18 protein-coding genes and 1 riboswitch are annotated in these 20,260 nt (G+C 66.5%); all 18 genes read right to left on the bottom strand.

Translation table 11 applies throughout. The features are described from left to right. Positions 1 to 34 precede the first annotated feature (34 nt). Positions 35 to 679: a DUF938 domain-containing protein gene (locus EGM87_RS10705; protein ID WP_044660123.1), complete on the bottom strand. Its 645-nt coding sequence runs from the start codon at positions 677 to 679 to the stop codon at positions 35 to 37. Continuing rightward, positions 676 to 2,247, bottom strand: coding sequence for an aminomethyl-transferring glycine dehydrogenase subunit GcvPB (gene gcvPB, locus EGM87_RS10710; RefSeq protein WP_044660124.1), 1,572 nt, complete (start codon positions 2,245 to 2,247; stop codon positions 676 to 678). The genes EGM87_RS10705 and gcvPB overlap by 4 nt, the downstream gene beginning before the upstream one ends. Further along, complete coding sequence (gene gcvPA / locus EGM87_RS10715; RefSeq protein WP_044660125.1) at positions 2,244 to 3,602, bottom strand: aminomethyl-transferring glycine dehydrogenase subunit GcvPA; 1,359 nt, start codon at positions 3,600 to 3,602, stop codon at positions 2,244 to 2,246. Before gcvPA ends, gcvPB begins: the two co-directional genes overlap by 4 nt. Before the next feature lie 120 nt (positions 3,603 to 3,722). Beyond that, positions 3,723 to 4,094, bottom strand: coding sequence for a glycine cleavage system protein GcvH (gene gcvH, locus EGM87_RS10720; RefSeq protein ID WP_013040940.1), 372 nt, complete (start codon positions 4,092 to 4,094; stop codon positions 3,723 to 3,725). Between the two features lie 25 nt (positions 4,095 to 4,119). After that, positions 4,120 to 5,271, bottom strand: coding sequence for a glycine cleavage system aminomethyltransferase GcvT (gene gcvT, locus EGM87_RS10725; RefSeq protein WP_083199155.1), 1,152 nt, complete (start codon positions 5,269 to 5,271; stop codon positions 4,120 to 4,122). Between the two features lie 178 nt (positions 5,272 to 5,449). After that, a riboswitch (glycine riboswitch) is annotated at positions 5,450 to 5,549 on the bottom strand. Positions 5,550 to 5,615: 66 nt separating this feature from the next. Beyond that, entirely contained in the window at positions 5,616 to 5,906 is a 291-nt protein-coding gene (locus tag EGM87_RS10730; RefSeq protein ID WP_044660126.1) for a hypothetical protein, read from the bottom strand. A gap of 68 nt (positions 5,907 to 5,974) precedes the next feature. Further along, positions 5,975 to 7,132: a deoxyguanosinetriphosphate triphosphohydrolase gene (locus tag EGM87_RS10735; protein ID WP_044660127.1), complete on the bottom strand. Its 1,158-nt coding sequence runs from the start codon at positions 7,130 to 7,132 to the stop codon at positions 5,975 to 5,977. A gap of 69 nt (positions 7,133 to 7,201) precedes the next feature. Further along, positions 7,202 to 9,031 (bottom strand): SPOR domain-containing protein, encoded by a 1,830-nt coding sequence (locus tag EGM87_RS10740; RefSeq protein ID WP_044660128.1) that lies wholly within the window; start codon positions 9,029 to 9,031, stop codon positions 7,202 to 7,204. A 123-nt stretch (positions 9,032 to 9,154) separates the two neighbouring features. Beyond that, positions 9,155 to 10,624: a cell division protein FtsZ gene (gene ftsZ, locus EGM87_RS10745; RefSeq protein ID WP_044660129.1), complete on the bottom strand. Its 1,470-nt coding sequence runs from the start codon at positions 10,622 to 10,624 to the stop codon at positions 9,155 to 9,157. Between the two features lie 110 nt (positions 10,625 to 10,734). Beyond that, the gene (ftsA, locus tag EGM87_RS10750; protein WP_044660130.1) at positions 10,735 to 12,021 is read right to left on the bottom strand and encodes a cell division protein FtsA; all 1,287 of its coding nucleotides are present in this window, start codon (positions 12,019 to 12,021) and stop codon (positions 10,735 to 10,737) included. A gap of 6 nt (positions 12,022 to 12,027) precedes the next feature. Beyond that, positions 12,028 to 12,975, bottom strand: a complete 948-nt coding sequence (locus EGM87_RS10755; RefSeq protein ID WP_044660131.1) for a cell division protein FtsQ/DivIB — start codon at positions 12,973 to 12,975, stop codon at positions 12,028 to 12,030. Continuing rightward, a complete protein-coding gene (locus tag EGM87_RS10760; RefSeq protein ID WP_044660132.1) occupies positions 12,968 to 13,933 on the bottom strand; it encodes a D-alanine--D-alanine ligase in 966 nt (321 codons plus the stop codon). Before EGM87_RS10760 ends, EGM87_RS10755 begins: the two co-directional genes overlap by 8 nt. Further along, entirely contained in the window at positions 13,930 to 14,850 is a 921-nt protein-coding gene (gene murB / locus EGM87_RS10765) for a UDP-N-acetylmuramate dehydrogenase (RefSeq protein ID WP_083199206.1), read from the bottom strand. The genes EGM87_RS10760 and murB overlap by 4 nt, the downstream gene beginning before the upstream one ends. After that, on the bottom strand, positions 14,847 to 15,044 hold the full coding sequence (locus tag EGM87_RS10770; protein ID WP_025550630.1) for a hypothetical protein: 198 nt from the start codon (positions 15,042 to 15,044) through the stop codon (positions 14,847 to 14,849). The genes murB and EGM87_RS10770 overlap by 4 nt, the downstream gene beginning before the upstream one ends. After that, positions 15,044 to 16,465, bottom strand: a complete 1,422-nt coding sequence (murC, locus tag EGM87_RS10775) for a UDP-N-acetylmuramate--L-alanine ligase (protein ID WP_044660134.1) — start codon at positions 16,463 to 16,465, stop codon at positions 15,044 to 15,046. Before murC ends, EGM87_RS10770 begins: the two co-directional genes overlap by 1 nt. A 58-nt stretch (positions 16,466 to 16,523) precedes the next feature. Next, positions 16,524 to 17,705 (bottom strand): undecaprenyldiphospho-muramoylpentapeptide beta-N-acetylglucosaminyltransferase, encoded by a 1,182-nt coding sequence (gene murG / locus EGM87_RS10780; RefSeq protein ID WP_025550628.1) that lies wholly within the window; start codon positions 17,703 to 17,705, stop codon positions 16,524 to 16,526. Continuing rightward, positions 17,702 to 18,904: an FtsW/RodA/SpoVE family cell cycle protein gene (locus tag EGM87_RS10785; RefSeq protein ID WP_025550626.1), complete on the bottom strand. Its 1,203-nt coding sequence runs from the start codon at positions 18,902 to 18,904 to the stop codon at positions 17,702 to 17,704. Before EGM87_RS10785 ends, murG begins: the two co-directional genes overlap by 4 nt. Before the next feature lie 26 nt (positions 18,905 to 18,930). Next, on the bottom strand, positions 18,931 to 20,256 hold the full coding sequence (gene murD, locus EGM87_RS10790) for a UDP-N-acetylmuramoyl-L-alanine--D-glutamate ligase (RefSeq protein WP_044660135.1): 1,326 nt from the start codon (positions 20,254 to 20,256) through the stop codon (positions 18,931 to 18,933). Positions 20,257 to 20,260: the final 4 nt, after the last annotated feature.

Genomic DNA, 20,260 nt, shown 5'->3' on the forward strand with positions numbered 1-20,260 from the left:
TTGGGCTCTCCCTTCGCAGGAGCGCGGCAGTCTTTCAATCCCGCCGCCGGAATATCAAGGACAGATTGTTCGCGGGCATTTCGACCAGTCGCTGAAATGCCAGCCCCTCGCCCTCCGCAATCGCAATGACATCCTCGACCCGACGCAGGCCCCACTCGGGATCGCGCGCCCGAAGCGATGCGTCGAAGGCAAGATTGCCTGGCGCGGTTTCGACATCCTCCCGCAGATAGGGCCCATAGAGATAGAGCAGGCCACCCGGCGGCAGCGCGGCCCCCGCCGCCTTCATCAAACCGAGCGTCGCTTCCCAGGGGCTGATGTGCACCATGTTGATGCACAGGATCGCGTCCGTCCTTTCCACCGGCCCGCCTGCGCTGGCATCGAGCCTGAGTGGCCGACGCACATTGGGGAGCCCCGCTTCCTGCCGCCACGCTTCTATGGATGCCAGCGCAGCCGGATCGGAATCGCTCGGTTGCCAATCGAGCGCGGGCAGGGCGGCGGCGAAGTACATCGCATGCTCGCCGCTGCCGCTCGCCACTTCCAGCACCAGGCCGGAGGATGGCAGTTCCTCCCGAAGCACCGCCAATATGGCGTCGCGATTGCGCTCCGTCGCGGGGGCGTGGCGCTTGCCCGCGGCGGCGAGGCCGGAACCGGGTTCCCACGGCTCCGGCCCGTCCGTCATTCGGCCGCTTCCGCCAGCGCCGGCTCGGTCCATGTGAGGACCGGCTTGCGCGCAGCCAGCGTTTCGTCCAGGCGGCGGCGCGGGGCGAAATAGGGCGCGCCTTTCAGCGCCTCGTCACCTGCCTTGGCGCGTTCGGCCAGGCTGCGCAGCGCCAGGATGAACTGGTCGAGCGCGGCCTTGCTCTCCGTCTCCGTAGGTTCGACCAGCATCGCGCCATGCACCACCAGCGGGAAATACATGGTCATCGGGTGGAAGCCCTCGTCGATCAGCCCCTTCGCGATGTCGAGCGTGGTGAAGCCTTCCGCCAGCCCCTTGTCGCTGAACAGCGCCTCATGCATGCAGGGGCCGCTGCCGCCGAAGGGCGCGTCCAGCACATCGTCCAGGCTGCGCAGGATATAGTTGGCGTTCAGCACCGCATCGCTGGCGACCTGCCGCAGGCCGTCCGCGCCATGGCTGAGGATGTAGGTCAGGGCGCGGGTGAACATGCCCATCTGGCCATGGAAGGCGACCATGCGGCCAAAGGTCTGGCCGTGATGGTCTTCCGCCGTCTCTTCCTCGACCAGCACGAATTTGTCGCCCTGCTTTTCGACGAAGGGCAGCGGCGCGAAAGGGGCGAGCGCTTCGGACAGCACCACCGGGCCGGAGCCGGGACCGCCGCCGCCATGCGGCGTGGAGAAGGTCTTGTGCAGGTTGATGTGCATCGCGTCGACGCCCAGATCGCCGGGGCGGACCCGCCCGACGATGGCGTTGAAGTTCGCGCCGTCGCAATAGACGAAGGCCCCGGCGGCATGCACCGCGTCGGAGATCGTCTTCATGTCCCGCTCAAACAGGCCGCAGGTATTGGGATTGGTGATCATCACCGCCGCGACGTCAGGGCCGAGGCGGCCCTTCAGCGCTTCCAGATCGACCCGGCCGTCCGGTGTCGCCGGAATATCCTCGACCTTATAGCCGCAGAAGGCGGCGGTCGCAGGGTTGGTGCCATGAGCGCTTTCCGGCACCAGGATGACGCTGCGCGCATCGCCCCGCGCTTCCAGCGCCGCGCGGATCGCAAGCAGGCCGCATAATTCGCCATGCGCGCCCGCCTTGGGGCTCATCGCGACGGAATGCATGCCGGTCAGGGTCACCAGCCAGGCGGCCAGTTCATGGATCACCGCCAGCGCGCCCTGCACCGTCGATTGGGGTGCAAGCGGGTGAAGGTCCGCGAAACCGGGCATCCGCGCCACCTTCTCGTTCAGGCGCGGATTATGCTTCATCGTGCAGGAGCCGAGCGGAAACAGGCCAAGGTCGATGGCGTAGTTCTGGCGGCTGAGGCGGGTGTAATGGCGCACCGTTTCCTGCTCCGACAGGCCGGGCAGGCCAATGCTGTCGGTGCGGGCCAGATCGCCGAGACGGCTGGCGACCTCTGGCGCTTCGGCAAAGTCGACGCCAGTTGTCTCGGTCGAGCCGATTTCGAAGATCAGCGCTTCCTCCAGCATCAGCGCCCGGTTGCCCGTGGCGGTCGCGGGCGCGCTGTCGGCTTTGGTCAGAGCCTGCGGCGTGGTCGGCCGGCCTTCCTTGAGCATGGTCATGCCAGTTCCTCCTCCAGCGCCTTCGCGAAGATTTCGATATCCTCCACCGTCACGGTTTCGGTGACGGCGACGACCAGTCCGTTGCCGATTGCCGGCGCGTCCGGGAACAGGCGACCGAGCGAGACGCCGCCCAGCACGCCCTTGTCCGCCAGGTTGCGGACGACTTCGCGGGCGTCCTTCGACAGGATCAGGGTGAATTCGTTGAAGAAACTGTCGTTGAGCAGCGTGACGCCGGGCACCTGGGCCAGCCGGTCGGCCGCCTGAACGGCCAGCCCATGGTTGAGCGCCGCCAGTTCCCGCAATCCCCTTTCGCCCAGCAGCGTCATATGGATGCTGAACGCCAGCGCGCAGAGGCCGGAATTGGTGCAGATGTTCGACGTCGCCTTTTCACGGCGGATATGCTGCTCGCGCGTAGAAAGCGTCAGCACGAAGCCGCGCTTGCCCGCCGCGTCCACCGTCTCGCCGCAAAGGCGGCCCGGCATCTGGCGGACATATTTCTGCTTGCACGCGAACAGGCCCAGATAAGGCCCGCCAAATTGCAGGCCGACGCCGATGGACTGCCCTTCCCCGACGACGATGTCCGCATCCATATGGCCCGGCGCCCTGATCGCACCCAGGGCGACCGGCTCGGTGACGACCGCGACCAGCAGCGCGCCCGCCGCGTGGGCGGCATCGGCGAGCGGCGTCAGGTCGGCGATGCGGCCGAGAATGTCGGGATATTGGACGACGACGCAGCTTGTATCCTTGTCGATCCCGGCGATCAGCGCGTCGGTGTCGGTGGCGGCGTCCAGCGTCGGCGCCTGATGCACCAGCGCGTCGCCGGTGAACTTCGCCATGGTGTTGGCGACCGAGACATAATGGGGGTGCAGGCCGGACGACAGGATCGCCTTGCCGCGCCTGGTGATGCGGCGGGCCATGCCGATCGCTTCCCAGCAGGCGGTCGACCCGTCATACATGGAGGCGTTGGCGACGTCGCAGCCCAGCAGGCGCGCCACCTGCGTCTGGAATTCGAACAGCACCTGCAAGGTGCCCTGCGCGATTTCCGGCTGATAGGGGGTGTAGGCCGTCAGGAACTCGCCGCGCTGGATCAGATGATCGACGCTGGCGGGGACATGATGCCTGTACGCGCCCGCACCCAGGAAGAAGGGCGCTTCCCCCGCCGACAGATTCTTCCGCGCAAGGGCCGCCATGTGGCGCTCGACCGCCAGTTCGCTGGCATGGTCGGGCAGGCCGGCGATCTTGTCCGAAAGGCGGGCCTCGGCAGGAACGTCCACGAACAGGTCGTCAATGGAGGACGCCCCGATGACGGACAGCATGTCCTGCCGGTCGGTATCGGTAAGGGGTAGGTAGCGCATTTCACATATCTCCTCTCCCCTCCCCTTCAGGGGAAGGGCCGGGGGTGGGGACCATCCTCCAGACGCGGCGCCCGGGGCGGTCCCCAACCCCTCCCCCGAAAGGGAGGGGCTATTTGCTTCTCAAAGGCTCGCGACGAACTTCTTGTAGGCGGCTTCGTTCATCAGGCCTTCCAGTTCGCTGGCATCCGTGACGCGCAGCTTGAAGAACCAGCCATCCTCCTCGGCATCGCTGTTCACCAGCGCAGGCTCGTCTTCCAGCGCGCTGTTGGTTTCCACGACCTCGCCGGAAATCGGCGCATAGACGTCCGAGGCGGCCTTGACCGACTCCACCACGGCCGCGTCATCGCCCTTTTCGAAGGTCGTGCCCTCCGCAGGCAATTCGACGAACACGATGTCGCCCAACTGCTCCTGCGCATAATCGGTGATGCCGACCGTGGCGATTTCGCCCTCGACATCGATCCATTCATGTTCGTCGGTGAAATAACGGCTCATAAATCAATCCCCTTCCGAAAAGGACTCAGGCTTTGCGGCGATAACGGTGCGGAACGAACGGCATCGGCGCAACCTCCGCCGCGATGCGCTTGCCGCGCACTTCGATTTCGAGCGCCGTGCCGATCGCGCTGTGGGGCAGGCTGACCCAGCCCATCGCGATCGGCGCGCCCACCGTAGGCGCGAAGCCGCCGGACGTGACTTCGCCCACCTGCGCGCCGCCGGCATGGATCGTCGCGCCCTCCCGCGCCGGCAGGCGGCCCTCGATCCTCAGGCCCACGCGCTTCGAACCCGGTCCGTCGGCCAATTCCTTCATCACCCGCGCATGGCCGATGAAGCCGCCTTCTTCCCGCCTGCGCTTATGGATGGCGAAGCCCAGATCGGCGCCGATGGTGCTGACGGCAGGCGTCAGGTCATGGCCGTAAAGCGGCAGCCCAGCCTCCAGGCGCAGGGAATCGCGTGCCCCAAGGCCGATCGGCTTCACCTGCGGCAACGCGCAGAGCGCATCGGCCAGCAGCGTCACATCCGCGGCGGGCAGGCTGATCTCGAAGCCATCCTCGCCGGTATAGCCCGACCGGCTGATCCACAGCGGAACGCCGCGCCAGGTGAAGAGGCCGGACTGCATGAAGATCAGATCCGCGGTTTCCGGGACCAGCGTGGCCATCGCCTCCCCCGCTTCCGGCCCCTGCAAGGCGAGCAGGGCCTGCTCGTCCATGTGATTCATCACCACTTCATCGGGCAGATGCTCGATCATCCAGCCGATGTCGTCATATTTGGTCGCGCCGTTGACCACCATATAGATGTCCGCGCCGTCGAAGGCGCCGTCCCCCAGGCGGGAGACCATCAGGTCGTCCAATATGCCGCCTTCTTCATCGAGCAGCATCGAATAGCGCTGGCGAAAGGGCTTCAGCCCCTTGATGTCGCTCGGCAACAGGATTTCCAGCGCGTCGTCCACGCCTTCGCCGGAAAAGCCTATCTGGCCCATATGGCTGACGTCGAACAGCCCGGCATGTTCGCGGGTCCAGGCATGTTCGGCCATGATGCCTTCATATTGGATCGGCATGTGATAGCCCGCGAAGCCGACCATGCGCGCGCCCCTGGCGCGGTGCCAGCCATCCAGCGGCAGGTCCTGCAACGGCAATTCTTCTTCGAGATGGGCGATGTCGTCATTGCCGGACATGAGGGGCGGCCTTTCCGTGCGAGGGTCATTGGCGACAGACGCGCCCGTCCGGAGTCGGACTCATCGCGTTTGCCACCCCCTCTGTCACGGAACCTGAGAGCTTTGACCACCAGTCAGGCGACCGGATGGCTTACCCCTTCGGTGGGACGGCGCGAACCGTCCGCTTTCCAGAGTGCCTGCCCATGATGCGGTCCTTTGGCCTGAGAGATTCCGGGGCGGTTGCTCCTTCGGCGACGGGGTGGCCTGAAAGGCTTCCCATGCTCTCCCGCATCAAGTCCGATGACCGAATCCACGGCACCGGCGACAGTTCCGCATTGCGTGAAACGCGCCGCGCCGTCAATCGCTCAATCGGCGCCTTCCTCTTTTGCCAGCCGTTCGGCCAATATGCGCGCGGCCTGCCGCCGTTCGATCAGCCGCCGGTTGGCCGATGCGTCGTTCAGGACCAGGGCGCCAAGCCCCTCCTCCCCTTCGAACAGGCGCAGAAAGCGTTCGACGCCGGCGAAATTGGAGTCCGCGACCAGATGTCGCACCAGGTCGATCCGCCCCAACCAGAGCCGGTCGCCCTGCGCGCGCAGCAGGTCGGCAAGATCCTCAAGCTGGGCCGCGAGCGCGGCGATCTGCGGATGAAGGGCCATGACCCGATGCGTAGAGCGGTTTCAGGGCAAAGGGAATGCCGGACCGTCGCGAATCTCCGGACAATGGCTCAGGCCAGCGCCAGTTCACCGAAAATCTCGGCATGCCGCTTTTCGGCATAGCGGTCGGTCATGCCCGCGATGAAGTCCGCTATATGGCGGCTGCGCCGGGGTTCCAGCGTCGCGCAATCGTCGCGCCACTCCTGCGGCATCAGTTTCGGGTCGGCCTGATAGGCGCGAAACAGATCGGTCACGATCACGCGCGCCCGGTCGGCGGCCGCCAGTTGTGATGGGTGGTGATAGAGCGTCGCATACATGAACCGCTTGAGATCGCGCTCCTGCGCTGCGAGTTCGGGCGAGAAACCGACCAGCGGGCGTCCGGCCCGGCGAACGTCGTCGGCTGTCTCCACGCCCGCCGCAAGGATGTTGGCGCGGGTGGCGGCGATCAGGTCGTTCGCCATCACGCCGATCTGTTCCCGCACCAGTTCGCGCAGCAGGCGATCCTCCGGCACATCGGGATAGCGCGCGCGAACCCGGTCCCAGCAGCCTTTCACCAGCGGCACGCCCAGAAGCTGGTCCAGCGTCAGCAGGCCCGCGCGCAGCCCGTCGTCGATGTCGTGATTGTCATAGGCGATGTCGTCCGCGATCGCCGCAAGCTGCGCCTCCAGCGAGGCATGGCTGGCAAGGTCGAGCGGGAACAGCGCATCCACCTCCCGCATGGCCCAGCCGGGCCGCGTGACCGGGCCATTATGCTTGGCCAGCCCCTCCAGCATCTCCCAGCTCAGATTGAGGCCGCGGAACAGCGGGTAGGGACTTTCCAGCAGCATCAGCGTGCGCAGCGTATGCGCATTATGGTCGAAGCCGCCATGTGCGTCGAGCGCCGCCTCCAGCGCATCCTCCCCCGCGTGGCCGAAAGGCGGATGGCCGATGTCGTGCGCCAGGCAAAGCGCTTCGGTAAGGTCTTCGTTGAGGCCCAGTGTCCGCGCCGTCGTGCGCCCGATCTGCGCCACCTCCAGGCTGTGGGTCAGCCGGACGCGGAAATGATCGCCGTCGGGCGACACGAACACCTGCGTCTTGTGGCGCAGGCGGCGGAAGGCGATGCTGTGGATGATGCGGTCGCGGTCCCGCTGGAACATGTCGCGGGGCCCCCGCACCTCCCCGCCGGGTTCGGCATGGAGGCGGCCCCGGCTCTGGCCGGGATGCGAGGCATAGGATGCAAGCAGCGTCATGCCGCGCCCTTTAATGCCGTTTTCGACCATTGCCGAGTCGTTCGATGTTCCGATCGATGGGAAATCGCCCTATTTCGCCGGAAGCCGCTCAACCACTTCCCCGGCATCGCTTTTCCAGGCGAACACGTCCGCGCCCGCCGCCTTCAGCTTGTCCTCCAGCGCCCTGGCCCGCGTGAAGCTGCTGAACGGCCCGACAAGCAGGCGATTGGTGCGGCCCCAGCTCGCCACCCAGGCGTCCTGCGGTTCGAGCGAGTCATATTTCTTGCGCAATCCCTTCATGGTGAAGGCCAGTGCGCCCTTGTTCGCACCCGTACCGACCTGAAGCCAGTTGCGCGAGGGATTGGCGGCAAGGCGGGCCTTTTCCTCGGCCGCCTTCTTCTTTTCCTCAGCCAGTTGCCTGGCCTTGGCATCCGCTTCGGCCTTCGCCTTGGCGGCGGCGGCCTTCTTCGCCTTTTCCGCGGCAGCGGCGGCGGATGCCTCCCGCTCGGCGCGGCGGGCGGCCTGGATCCGGGCGACCTCCGACAGGTCGACCGCGACGACGCTCGACTGGCGTTCGGATTCCGGCACATCGATGGCGTGGATGATGTCCGCCAGCGAATGGGTGACGGCCGGATCGATCTGCTGCTGCTGCGGCGCAGGCGTTGCGGTTGGTGGCGGAGCAGCCGGCTGAGCCGACGGCGCGTCCACCCCGCCCTGTGGCGGGCTGGATGTGGGGGGCGCCGATGCCTGCGCCAGCGTGATCGCGTTGAGCTGGCTCGGCGGCGGGCTGGCGGGCGCCGGGCTTTGCGCCGGGACGGATTCGAAGCCGGGCGCCGGCGGGCCCTGCACATTGGAGGTGGCGGGAGCGGCGGCGGAGGCGGCAGCTTGCGGCGCGCGCTGCGGCGGAGGCGGCGTCTGGGTCTGGGTCTGGGTCTGTGGAATGGTGGAGGTGGGAACGGGCTGGCTTGGCGCTGGCGCGTTACGGGCCGGCGCTTCGGCCTGCGCAAGCCTCGTGGCGGTTTCGGTGCGGCGCGAACGACGATCCTGCTGCGCGGATCGGGCCGGCGGCGGCGTCCGGGCGGCGGGTTGGCTGGCCGGCGGTGCGGCAGGCGTGGCGGCCGCGAAAGCGGGCGGCGTGGGCGTGATGGCGGCGACGGTCGAACCGACATTGGCCGGGAAATGCCCGAAATGCACCGCCGCCGCCTTCTGGGCAGCGGTCAGATAGGGCATTTTCTGCATATAGGGCAGGATCGCCGTGGCAAGCTGCGACGGCATGGTCTGCTCCGCGATCTTCCTGGCGTCGGCCTGTCGGTTGTTCATCGCCAGGATGAACGCCCGGTAGCGCCAGGCCGCCCGGTCGCTCTTGTAGAGCAGCGGTTTCAGCACTCGTTCCGCCGCATCGACCTGACCGGAAATGCCAAGCGAGGCGGCATAGCGGTGGGTGAGTTCGACATCGTCCGGTGTCCGCTGGAGCGCCGCCTGATAGTCGCGCTGCGCGCCCGCCTGATCGCCGGTCATGTCCTTGGCAAGGCCCCGGTCGGACAGCAGGGTCGCTTCGGGAAAGCCCAGCCGCGTCGCCTGATCGAACAGGCGCAGCGCTTCGGCGGGGTTCTGGTTCTTCAGCATGACGCGGCCAAGGCCCGCCTTCACCTTGCCGTTGTTCGGCGCCAGCGTGTCGGCCCGGGCAAAGAAACCCGCCGCCGCCCGCGCGTCGTCCATGTCCAGCGCAGCCTCGCCCGCGCCGATCAGCGCCGTCACGTCACGCGGATTGGACGCCAGCCGCGCCAGATGATTGTTGAGGTTTTCCGCGCTGGAGGGACGCATCGCCTGCACCTGGGCGGGCTGCGCCAGAACCGGTTGCGCCAGCGCGGTGCCCGCTAGAAGCAGTCCGCGGAGAATCCATATGTCATAACGTCTCACAGACAGCCCTTTAGCGGATGGAGGCGGGACAAGGGAATATGTCGAAAGAAAAAGCGCGCCCGGTTGCCCATGGCAGCCGATGGCGCGCTTGTCAGTATGCCCCGGGGCGAACCCCGCGGCCGATTACTGGTTGCTCTGACGGTTCAGGAAACGCGGAATGTCGGGCGTCGGCGCGCCCTCATCGCTGGCGGCGGCGCCCTTGTCGGCGCCGCGGGTCAGGCCCGCCATCCGCTCGAACAGCGTGCCACCGGTGGCGACGCGCGGCGCGGCCTGCGGCGCCGGAGCGGGCTGAGCCGGCGCTTCTTCGGCCGCATCCTCACCCAGCAGCAACTCGTCCTGCGAAGGGTCTTCATCCGAAAACACTGCGGCGGGACGCTGCGGACTGAAAGGCGCAGGCTTCGCCGCCGCCGGCGCTGCGGCAGGCGGGGTCAGCGGAGCCGGGGCCGGCGCGGCGGGCACGTCGAGTTCCAGCGTTTCAGGCTCGGCTTCCGGCGCGGGCGCAGGAGCCGCGACCGGAGCCGGCGCAGGCTGCGGCGCGGGCTTGGGCGCGGCGGCGGTCGGCACCGCGACCGCCGGACGGCTGGCGAAGCTGAACGGCTGGGTCAGCGGCGCGGCATTGGCTCCCGCATCGCTGTCGATGCCGGTGGCGACCACCGATACGCGGATCTTGCCGTTCAGATTGTCGTTGAAGGCCGAACCCCAGATGATGTTCGCATCGGGATCGACCAGTTCGCGGATGTGGTTGGCGGCCTCGTCCACTTCCATCAGGCGCATGTCGTCGCCGCCCACGATGGAGACGATCACGCCCTTGGCGCCACGCATCGACACGCCGTCCAGCAGCGGATTGGCGATGGCCTTTTCAGCAGCCTGCAGAGCGCGGCCGTCGCCTTCGGCTTCACCGGTGCCCATCATCGCCTTGCCCATTTCGCCCATCACGGAACGGACGTCCGCGAAGTCGAGGTTGATGAGGCCCGGCATGACCATCAGGTCGGTGATGCCGCGCACGCCCTGCTGCAGCACCTCGTCCGCCATCTGGAAGGCTTCCTTGAAGGTGGTGTTCGGGTTGGCGATCAGGAACAGATTCTGGTTCGGGATGACGATGAGGGTATCGACATGCTTCTGCAGTTCCTCGATGCCCGCCTCCGCCGACTTCATGCGGCGATTGCCCTCGAAGGTGAAGGGCTTGGTCACCACGCCGACGGTCAGGATGCCGCGGTCGCGGGCGGCCTTGGCAATGACCGGCGCGGCGCCGGTGCCGGTGCCGCCGCCCATGCCGGCGGCGATGAAGCACATATGCGCGCCGTCCAGCGCCTGCTCGACCGAGGCGATGGTCTCTTCAGCGGCGGCCTTGCCGATTTCAGGGCGAGAGCCGGCGCCCAGCCCTTCGGTGATCTGCGGGCCAAGCTGGATGCGCCGTTCCGCGGGCGAGGCATTCAGCGCCTGCGCGTCGGTATTGGCGACGATGAAATCCACGCCCTCGACGGAGGCGGCGATCATGTTCGCGATGGCGTTGCCGCCCGCGCCGCCGACGCCGATCACCGCGATGCGTGGCTTCAACTCGTCCACATGCGGCGGGCTGATTTCAATGCTCATAAATTCTAGCTCCCTCCAGCTTCGGTGACGTGAGCGAAACTGTCATCGAAGGTTAATGCAACAGATGATGGCGTATTTCACCAGTAAAATTCGTCTGACCTGTGTTTATTTCAATAGTTCGTCTTCATCGCCTTCACCATTCTGTGCCACCATGCTGGCGCGCCGATACGATGAACGGTCTGGGGAGCGGGCGCTATCGTTCTAAGATCAACCGGGTTCGAAGCGCCGTAAAGCGCAAGTCCGGCCAGCGTCGCGAAGGCCGGGCCGCTATGCGCCTCCGGCATGGCGGCCAGGCCGCGCGGCCGTCCGATCCGCACCGCGCGGCCCAGCGCGCCCTGGGCATAGTCGGCAATGCCCTTCATTTCCGCGCCGCCGCCAGTCAGCACGACCTGCCGTCCGGTAGGCGTGTTGAAGCCCATGCCGGCGAGCGCCGCATTCACCTCCACCATGATCTGGTTCAACCGTTCGCAGATCACCGCCACCAAAGCGGCGCGGGTGATCTTGCCGCCATCGGCATTGGGGCCGGCGCTCTGCCCCGGAATGGCGACGTCGCCATGGGGCGCGGCGATCTCTATCATGTCGCGGAAGTCGCGGCGGTTCTGCATCGCGGACCCATAGAAGCATTTGATCCGCTCCGCCTGGCTGCGGCGGATGCCGAAGGCGGAGGCGATGTCGTCCGTGATGTCGGACGCGCCGATCGGAATGCTGTGCAGCCCGACCAGCATGCCGCCTGCATAGAGCGAGACATTGGTCACGCCAGCGCCCAGTTCGACCAGCGCCACGCCCAGGTCCCGCTCCTCTTCCGACAGGCACGCGAGGCCTGTGGCAATGGGGGAAGCCACGATGGAGTTGACGTTCAGATAAGCGCCGCGCACGCAGAGGTCGAGATTGGCGAGCGGCGCCCCGTCTGCCAGCACGACATGGATGTCGACGCCCAGCAGGTCCGCATGCATGCCTAGCGGCTTCTTCACCGGCACGCGGCCGTTGATGGTGAAACAGGTCGGCTGGGCATGCAGAACCACGCGCCCGTCCGGATCGATCCCCTGCTGGCCGGTGGTCAGAAGGTCATCGATGTCCGCCTGTTCGACGCGATAGCCGCCCATGTCGCGCTCGACCGTGACGACATCGCTGACCAGCGAGCCGCCGGAGAAGCTGACCCACACATCCTCGATATTCGTGCCCGCGACGCGTTCCGCCTGTTCCACGGTTTCCCGGACGGCGAGTTCGGTCCGCTCCATGTCCGCGATGAAGCCGCGCCGCACGCCCCGGCTTTCGCGCTGGCCGGTGCCCAGGATCGCCAGTTCGCCATTTTCGGTGCGCCCCGCGATCAGCGCGGACACCTTCCACGATCCGATGTCGATCGCGGTGACGAACTTCTCGACCTTGGGTTGAGCCATGGGGGTTCAGCCTTCCTCGCCCTTGGCGGGCGCTTCGGCGCTCGCATCGGGCTTGTCGCCGGACGAACCGCTTCCCTGGCCCTGCGGCAGGCGCAGCACGAAACGGTCGGGATCGCGCATGTCGAACTTGACGATGCCCCGGCCCAGCAGGCGGTTCACCCCGTCCATCCGCGCGAAATTGACCAGCGCCGTGGCCGACGGCTTGTCGCCTTCGGGCAGGGAAAGCGTCTCCCCCGACTGAAAGCGCAAGTCCCAGCGCCGGTTCCCGACCCAGGTGGCGCCCGCCAGCATGGGTTTGAGCGCGGGCGCATTTTCCATCAGCCTGTTGAGGCCCGCGGTCTGGAGATTGGCGTTGGGACCGACCACCAGCGGCAGGTCCGGCATCGCCCCGGCGGACACCGATTGCAGCACCACGCCGGCCACGTCGATCAGGTGAAGCTGTCCATCATGCTGCCACACCGCGACAGGATCGCGTTCGACGATGTCGACCACCAGCGTATCGGGCAGGCGGCGGGAAATGCGCGCATCCTTGACCCAGCCGAGCTTCAGCATGTCGGCCCGCACCTTGGGCAGGTCGAGCGAAAGCATGGACCGGCTCACCTGGCCCAGGGCGATATTGTAGATGGGCAGTTCGTCCATCCGCTCGACGCCGCGCACTTCGACCTTCTCGACTTCGAAACCGGCCTGGGCGGCAAGTTCGGACGCCTTCTGCCCGGCCATGGCGGGAACGCCCATCAGCATGGCGATGCCGACCAGCGCCGCCAGCACGATGCCGACGATGGTCCAGCTCGCCATGCGCTGGAGCGTTTCCTCGCTCACCGGCAGCAGGTCGATCAGGCCGTCGATCCAGCTCCGCTGCTTGACCGAACGCCCTCGCCCCCCGCTGCGGCCGCGCGCGCCGGTCGTTCGCGTCAGCCGCGCCGTTCCGCCACGCCGGATGCGTGCTTCAGCCATGCTTCGCCCCCCCATTGGCTGCAATTCGGGCGCCGTTCAGCGCGTCCTCGACTATACGCTCCACCAGCTCGGCATAGTCAATGCCCAGCCTCGCCGCCTGTTCGGGCACGAGACTGAGCGGCGTCATGCCCGGCTGGGTGTTCACTTCCAGCAGGAACAGCCCGTCGACCCCCTGTTCATCGTCCCAACGGAAATCGGCGCGCGACGCCCCCTTGCAGCCCAGCAACCGATGCGCGCGCAACGCGATTGCCTTGCAGGCTTCGCTGATCTCCTGCGGAATATCGGCGGGACACACATGCTCGGTCATGCCGTCGGTATATTTGGCGTCGAAATCGTAGAAGCCGCTTTTCGGGCGCAATTCCGTGACCAGCAGCGCTTCGTCGCCCAGCACGGCGGTCGTGAGTTCCCGGCCGCGAATATAGGGCTCGGCCAGCAATTCCTCGAAATGCAGCCACGGTCCCTCGACATCCCGGCCGATGGGCGATCCATAATTGCCGTCCCGGGTCACGATGGCGACGCCGACCGAACTGCCCTCATTGACCGGCTTCACCACATAGGGGCGCGGCAGGGGATCGCCCTCGAACAGGCTTTCGCTGGGCACGATATGGCCGCCGGGCATGGGGATGCCATGGGGCACCAGCGCCTGCTTGGTAAGCTGCTTGTCGATCGCGATGACCGAGGTGGCGAGGCCGGAATGGGTGTAGGTGAGGCCCATCAGGTCCATCATGCCCTGCACCGTGCCATCCTCGCCGGGCACGCCGTGAAGGGCGTTGAACACGACATCGGGCCTGGCCTCCGCAAGGCGCAGCGCGACGTCGCGGTCCATGTCGATCCGCGTAACCCTGTGGCCGCGCGATTCCAGCGCCTTGGCGACGCCCTCGCCCGACGAAAGCGAAACGGGCCGTTCGGCGGACCAGCCCCCCATCAGGACGGCAACATGCCAGGGGCCACGAGTCATGTATCTGTTCCTTCAACCAGCTGAACGCCCACCCTTTGAATTTCCCATTCGAGGTCAATGCCGCTCTTTTCCTTCACCCGGCGGCGCACCTCCTCGCCCAGCGCCTCTATATCCGCGCTGGTCGCATCGCCCAGGTTGAGGAGGAAATTGGTGTGCTTTTCCGAAACCTGCGCGCCCCCCCGTTGGAGCCCCCGGCACCCGGCCTCATCCACCAGCTGCCAGGCCTTGTGACCGGCCGGGTTCTTGAAGGTGGACCCTCCGGTCTTGCTGCGGAGCGGCTGGCTTTCCTCGCGGGCGGTCGCGATGCGGTCCATCTCCGCCTGGATGGCCGCGGGCTCGCCGGGAAAGCCCCGGAAAACCGCGCTCACCACGACAGCGCCGTCGGGAAGAGTGCTGTGGCGGTAAGTGTAGCCCAATGCATCGACCGGCAATGTCACCCGCTCGCCGGACCGCAGCAAAACCTCGCATTCCACAAGAATATCGCAGGTCTCACGACCATAGGCGCCCCCGTTCATCCTTACGAAGCCGCCGACCGTGCCCGGAATGGAGCGCAGGAATTCAAGCCCGGCGATCCCTGCATCCCGCGCGGTCGATGAAACGAGGATGCCCGAGGCCCCTCCCCCGCAGCGCAGGCTGGTCGCATCGACCTGCTCCACCTTGGCAAAGGGCTTGCCAAGACGCACCACAACGCCCGGAACGCCGCCGTCCCGCACGATCAGGTTGGAACCGAGCCCCAGCGCCATCACCGGGATCGCCGGGTCCAGCCGGGTGAGGAAATCGGAAAGATCGTCCGCGTCCTTCGGCTCGAACAGCCATTGCGCGACGCCGCCCGCCTTGAACCAGACGAGCGGTGCCAACGGCGCATCGGCCTTGAGCGAACCGCGAACCGGAGGAAGGGACGTTGCCGCCAGCGTCAATCGCGCATCCCCCAAAGCCGCATCCAGCCCTTCATCGCCTTCATGCCCGCCTCGCCCGCGCGGGTCGCGGCGAGGCCCGCATCCACATTGCGCTGGGCGGCGTCGACCATCTGCTGCGCCGCTTCGACGCCCTGCATCTGGATGTCGATCATCCGCTTCTGCATTTCCAGCCCGACATTGAGCAGTTCGAACATCAGGCGGCTTCCCTCTCCGCAACGGCGGAGGCCAACCCCGCCGCCCATTTGGTAATGTCGCCCGCGCCCAGGCAGATGATCATGTCATCCGCCTGCACATCGGCGGCGACCAGGCGGGCAAGATCGTCCGCGCCCTCGACCGTCGCGGCGTTGCGATGGCCCCGGCGCTTGAGGCCCGCGACCAGTTCCGCGCTGTCCACGCCCTCGATCGGCTGCTCGCCGGCTGGATAGACCGGGGCGGCATAGACGATGTCGGCATCGTTGAAGGCCTGCTGGAACTCGTCCATCAGGTCGCGCAGGCGGGTGAAGCGATGCGGTTGGACCACGGCGATGACCCGGCCTTTCGCCCCTTCGCGGGCGGCAGCCAGCACCGCCTTGATCTCGACCGGATGGTGGCCGTAATCGTCGATCACCGTCGCGGCGCCGCCACCGACCGCGATTTCCCCGACCTTGGTGAAGCGCCGCTTGACGCCGCCGAACTTGGCGAAGCCGGTCTGGATCGTCGCGTCATCGATGCCCATCTGCAACGCCACGCCGATCGCCGCCATGGCGTTCAGCACATTGTGGCGGCCCGGCATCGGCATTTCGATGCCCTCGATCCGGCGGAGCGAACCGTCGCGTTCCCGGATCTGCACGTCAAAGCGGTTGCCGCCGGGAATCGGCTGCACATTTTCGCCGCGAATATCGGCCTGGGCGGAGAAGCCATAGGTGACGATGCGCCGGTCCTGCACGCGCGGCAGGATCGCCTGCACCTCCGGATGGTCGAGGCACAGCATCGCCGCGCCGTAGAAAGGCACATTCTCGACGAACTCGACAAAGGCGTCCTTCACCTTGTCGAAACTGCCATAATGGTCGAGATGCTCGGGATCGATATTGGTGACGACCGCCAGCGTGCCGTCCAGGCGCAGGAAGCTGCCGTCACTCTCGTCGGCTTCTACCACCATCCATTCGCTGTTGCCGAGGCGGGCGTTGGAGCCGTAGCTGTTGATGATGCCGCCATTGATGACGGTCGGGTCCACCCCGCCCGCATCCAGCAACGCCGCGACCATCGATGTGGTCGTGGTCTTGCCGTGCGTGCCCGCGACCGCGACGGTCGATTTGAGGCGCATCAGTTCCGCCAGCATTTCGGCCCGGCGGATGACGGGGACGCGGCGCTCCAGCGCCAGATCGACCTCCGGATTGCCCTTCTTGATCGCGGTGGAGGTCACGACCACGGCGGCATCGCCCAGATTTTCGGCCTTGTGGCCGATCATCACGGGGATGCCCTTCTTGCGCAGCCCCTCGACCACATAGCCTTCGGCGACGTCGCTGCCCTGAACCCTGTAGCCCAGATTATGCATCACCTCAGCGATGCCGGACATGCCGATGCCGCCGATGCCGATGAAATGGATCGTGCCGATGTCGGTGCCGACACCCTTCATGCGTGGGATTCCTTGCTGACAGAATAGAGAGAGCCGTTGGGGGAGAGTTTGGCGTTCTTCATGCAGGAACACCCTGCAAATTGAGGCTGGTGGGCGTCGGGCCGACACGCAGCGGGTCATTGATGATGGGCGCCGGGCCAATGCTTTCCAGCAGATCGGCCATGTCGCGGGCCGCATTCGGGCGACCGCAGGCGCGGGCGCGCTTGGCCGCATTCTGGAGCGCGCCGGGTTCCAGCGCCATCTTCTGCATCTGCTTGGCAAGTTCCACAGCCGTGAAGCGCGCCTGCGGAATGGTGCGGGCGCCGCCGGCCTCGGTCATCTCGCGGGCATTGGCGGTCTGATGGTCGTCCATCGCGCTCGGCAGCGGTATCAGGATCGCCGGACGCCCCGCACAGGTCAGTTCCGCCAGCGTCGAAGCGCCCGCCCGCGCGATGACAAGGTGCGACCAGCCCAGTTTTTCCGGGACATCGTTGAAATAGGTCGCCAGGTCCGCCGGGATTTCCAGATCGGCATAGAGCCGGCGCACCCGCTCAATATCCTCCGCCCGGCATTGCTGCGTCACCTGCAGGCGCCGGCGCAGGCTGAGCGGCAGCATGCCCAGGCCATCGGGCACGACGCTGGAAAGGATCGTCGCCCCCTGGCTGCCGCCGATGACCAGCACACGGAATACGCTCTCGTCGGTCAGCGCGGGAAAATCCTCCTCGCGAAGCTGCTTCACCTCCTCGCGCACCGGATTGCCGACGAGGTGGACCTTGCCGGCATATCTGTCCTTGAGCCGCTCGACATCCGGATAGGCGGTCGCGATGGCATCCACCCGTCCCGCCAGATAGCGGTTCACCCGGCCAAGCACGGCATTCTGTTCGTGAATGGCGGTCGGAATGCCATCGGCCAGCGCGCCCAGCAACGCGGGCATGGCCGGATAGCCGCCAAAACCCACAACGGCCGTCGGGCGGAACGTCTCGTTCAGACGCCGCGCCATCGCCCGGCCCGCCAAAATCGCCTTCAACGCGCCCGGCCAGCTTCTGGGATTCCGGGTCATCCGCCCGGCGGGCATGACATGGACCTGTGCCCGGTTGTCAGGCGCCTTGTCGAAAATGCCAGGTATCTTGGCGCCGCGCTCATCCGTCACCAGCGCGACATGATGGCCGCGCAGCATCAGCTCTTCAGCAACGGCATGCGCCGGAATCATATGACCACCCGTCCCGCCGGCGGCGAGGACGAAGTGTCGGGAAATGCTCATCGACCACTCCATTTGACGACCGTGTGCCGACCCATGAAGGGGTTGCGCCGCGTGAATGCGAGCAACAGGCCGACGCCGATACAAAGCGCCAGCATAGAGGAGCCGCCATAGCTGATAAAGGGCAGCGTCATGCCCTTGGACGGAAATATCTGGGCGTTGACGCCCATGTTGATGATCGCCTGAAGCCCGAACTGGGTGGTGAGGCCCGCCGCGGCGAGAATGGTGAAATTATCGTCCTCGTCCAGCATGCGCAGGAACACCCGCACGACGATGGCCAGATAGACGCAGGCGATGCCGATGCAGGCGAGCAGGCCGAACTCTTCCCCGATGACCGAGAAGATATAGTCGGTATGCGCTTCGGGCAGGCGGAACTTGTTCTGCCCGCCGCCCGGCCCGACGCCCAGGAAGCCGCCATGGGTGATGGTGCGGAAGGCCAGTTCGGTCTGGTCCGGCCCGACATCCTGCGCAACGCCGATGCCCAGGAAGTCGTTGATGCGCTGACGTCCGTTCTCATAGAACATGTACATCAGCACCAGCCCGCCAAGCCCCGCGCCCGCCATCCCGCCGATGAAGCGCATGGACACCCCCGACAGCAGCAGCAGGCCGCCCCAGCAGGCGAGGAAGATCACCGTCTGGCCGAAGTCCGGCTGCTTCATCAGGATCGCCGCGATCAGCAGCGTCAGCACGCCGGTCAGCGGGATCACGGGCAGCGTCATGTCCTTGCCGCGCAGCGACAGCAACCAGGCCATGGTGACGACATAGACGGGCTTGAGGAATTCCGATGGCTGGAACCGGAAACCCGGCAGGTCGATCCAGCGCTTGGCGCCGTTCACCACCGAACCCAGCACCGGCACCAGCAGCAGCGCCACGGCAAAGACGATGCACAGGATAAAGGCCAGCCGGCGCGCCTGCGTCCGGGGCAGCATGGAGATCACCAGCATGATCGGCAGGCCGATGAACACCCACATCAACTGGCGGTAGAAATAGATGAGCGGCGTCACCGAAACCGTGCTGGTCGACCGGTCGATCGCCGCCACCGGGGAGGCCGCCGCCACGGCGACCAGCCCGATCGCCATCAGCGCGACGATCAGCGACAGCAGCACGCGGTCGATTTCCCAGAACCAGATGGCCAGCGCCGTACGCTCACGCGGGACGGTGCGGTTCCTGAACTCCTTTACAAGATCGCCTGCCCTCGACATGCCCCCCAAAGCTCCTCCGATTCCCTTTATTCCAGCGCGGCGACGGCAGCGGCGAAGGCATCGCCCCTCGCCTCGAAATCGCGGAACTGGTCGAAACTCGCGCAGGCTGGCGACAGCAGCACCACGTCACCCGGCTGCGCCACCCGCGCAGCGCGGCGAACGGCGGCCGATAGCATTTCCGAATCGTCCACCGCCATATGCGGGCGCAACAGCTCAGCGAACATGGGGCCCGCTTCGCCGATGGTATAGGCCTGGGCCACATTGGCGAACCAGGGCGCGCACTCGTCCAGATTGTCGGTCTTGGCCAGGCCGCCGACGATCCAGTGCAGCCGCTTGCGGCCATCGACCGGCGGATAGGCGGCCAGCGCCGGCGCGGTCGAGGCGGCGTTGGTCGCCTTGCTGTCGTTGACGTAGAGGACGCCGTTCAGTTCCCGCACCCGCTGCATCCGGTGGGGAAGGCTGGCATAGCTTTGCAGGCCCTGTTCGATTGTCGCTTCGCCGATGCCCAGCGCGCGGGCGACCGCGATGGCGACGGCGGCGTTCTGGGCGTTATGCGGGCCTTGCAATGCGGGCCAGCCGGCCTGAGCGGAGGGAGCGATGTCGCTCGATCGCACCTCCACAACCCCGTCATTCCCGCCTTGCCGGGAATGACGGACGGAATGGAATATCCCCCGGCTCGGCTCATCTTCCGTCGCGATTACCGCGGCATGCCCGGCCGACTGCATCGCAAACAGCCGCGCCTTGGAGGCTACATAGCCTTCAAAGCCATTATAACGGTCGAGATGATCCGGCGTGATGTTGAGCAGCACCGCCACGTCGCAATCCAGGCTGCCCGTCAGGTCGATCTGGTAGCTCGACAGTTCCAGCACATAGACGCCGCCCTCCGGCAACGGGTCCTGTCCCATGATCGGCAGCCCGATATTGCCGCCCATCCGCGTGGGAATGCCCGCCGTCTCGACGATATGATGGACCAGAGCGGTCGTGGTGGACTTGCCGTTGGTTCCGGTGATCCCCACCACCCGATGCCTGGGCAGGCTGGGCCGGGCGAGCGCGAACAGCTCTATGTCGCCAATGACCGGCACCCCCGCGAGCTTCGCATGCATGGCGATGGGGTGCTTGTTGAGCGGCACGCCGGGCGACACCACCACGCCGTCGAAGCCCTTGAGGTCGATTTCGGTGGGATCGGCCAACTCCGCCTTGCCCTTAACGGAGGCGCGCGCCTCGTCCCGGCTGTCCCATGCCACGACCTCAGCCCCGCTCGCCGCCAGGCACTCGACCGTGGCGAGGCCGGACCGCGCCAACCCCAGCACCGCATATTTCCTGCCTGCAAAGACGTCGGAAACGATCCCCATGGCG

It is taken from the genome of Sphingobium sp. RSMS, assembly GCF_005406185.4.
Taxonomy (GTDB): domain Bacteria; phylum Pseudomonadota; class Alphaproteobacteria; order Sphingomonadales; family Sphingomonadaceae; genus Sphingobium; species Sphingobium fuliginis.

Excerpts from the sequence above, each read along its gene's own strand:
- EGM87_RS10705 (WP_044660123.1), bottom strand. The coding sequence starts at position 679 with ATGACGGACGGGCCGGAGCCGTGGGAACCCGGTTCCGGCCTCGCCGCC.
- gcvPB (WP_044660124.1), bottom strand. The coding sequence starts at position 2,247 with ATGACCATGCTCAAGGAAGGCCGGCCGACCACGCCGCAGGCTCTGACC.
- gcvPA (WP_044660125.1), bottom strand. The coding sequence starts at position 3,602 with ATGCGCTACCTACCCCTTACCGATACCGACCGGCAGGACATGCTGTCC.
- gcvH (WP_013040940.1), bottom strand. The coding sequence starts at position 4,094 with ATGAGCCGTTATTTCACCGACGAACATGAATGGATCGATGTCGAGGGC.
- gcvT (WP_083199155.1), bottom strand. The coding sequence starts at position 5,271 with ATGTCCGGCAATGACGACATCGCCCATCTCGAAGAAGAATTGCCGTTG.
- EGM87_RS10730 (WP_044660126.1), bottom strand. The coding sequence starts at position 5,906 with ATGGCCCTTCATCCGCAGATCGCCGCGCTCGCGGCCCAGCTTGAGGAT.
- EGM87_RS10735 (WP_044660127.1), bottom strand. The coding sequence starts at position 7,132 with ATGACGCTGCTTGCATCCTATGCCTCGCATCCCGGCCAGAGCCGGGGC.
- ftsZ (WP_044660129.1), bottom strand. The coding sequence starts at position 10,624 with ATGAGCATTGAAATCAGCCCGCCGCATGTGGACGAGTTGAAGCCACGC.
- ftsA (WP_044660130.1), bottom strand. The coding sequence starts at position 12,021 with ATGGCTCAACCCAAGGTCGAGAAGTTCGTCACCGCGATCGACATCGGA.
- EGM87_RS10755 (WP_044660131.1), bottom strand. The coding sequence starts at position 12,975 with ATGGCTGAAGCACGCATCCGGCGTGGCGGAACGGCGCGGCTGACGCGA.
- EGM87_RS10760 (WP_044660132.1), bottom strand. The coding sequence starts at position 13,933 with ATGACTCGTGGCCCCTGGCATGTTGCCGTCCTGATGGGGGGCTGGTCC.
- EGM87_RS10770 (WP_025550630.1), bottom strand. The coding sequence starts at position 15,044 with ATGTTCGAACTGCTCAATGTCGGGCTGGAAATGCAGAAGCGGATGATC.
- murC (WP_044660134.1), bottom strand. The coding sequence starts at position 16,465 with ATGAAGGGTGTCGGCACCGACATCGGCACGATCCATTTCATCGGCATC.
- murG (WP_025550628.1), bottom strand. The coding sequence starts at position 17,705 with ATGAGCATTTCCCGACACTTCGTCCTCGCCGCCGGCGGGACGGGTGGT.
- EGM87_RS10785 (WP_025550626.1), bottom strand. The coding sequence starts at position 18,904 with ATGTCGAGGGCAGGCGATCTTGTAAAGGAGTTCAGGAACCGCACCGTC.
- murD (WP_044660135.1), bottom strand. The coding sequence starts at position 20,256 with ATGGGGATCGTTTCCGACGTCTTTGCAGGCAGGAAATATGCGGTGCTG.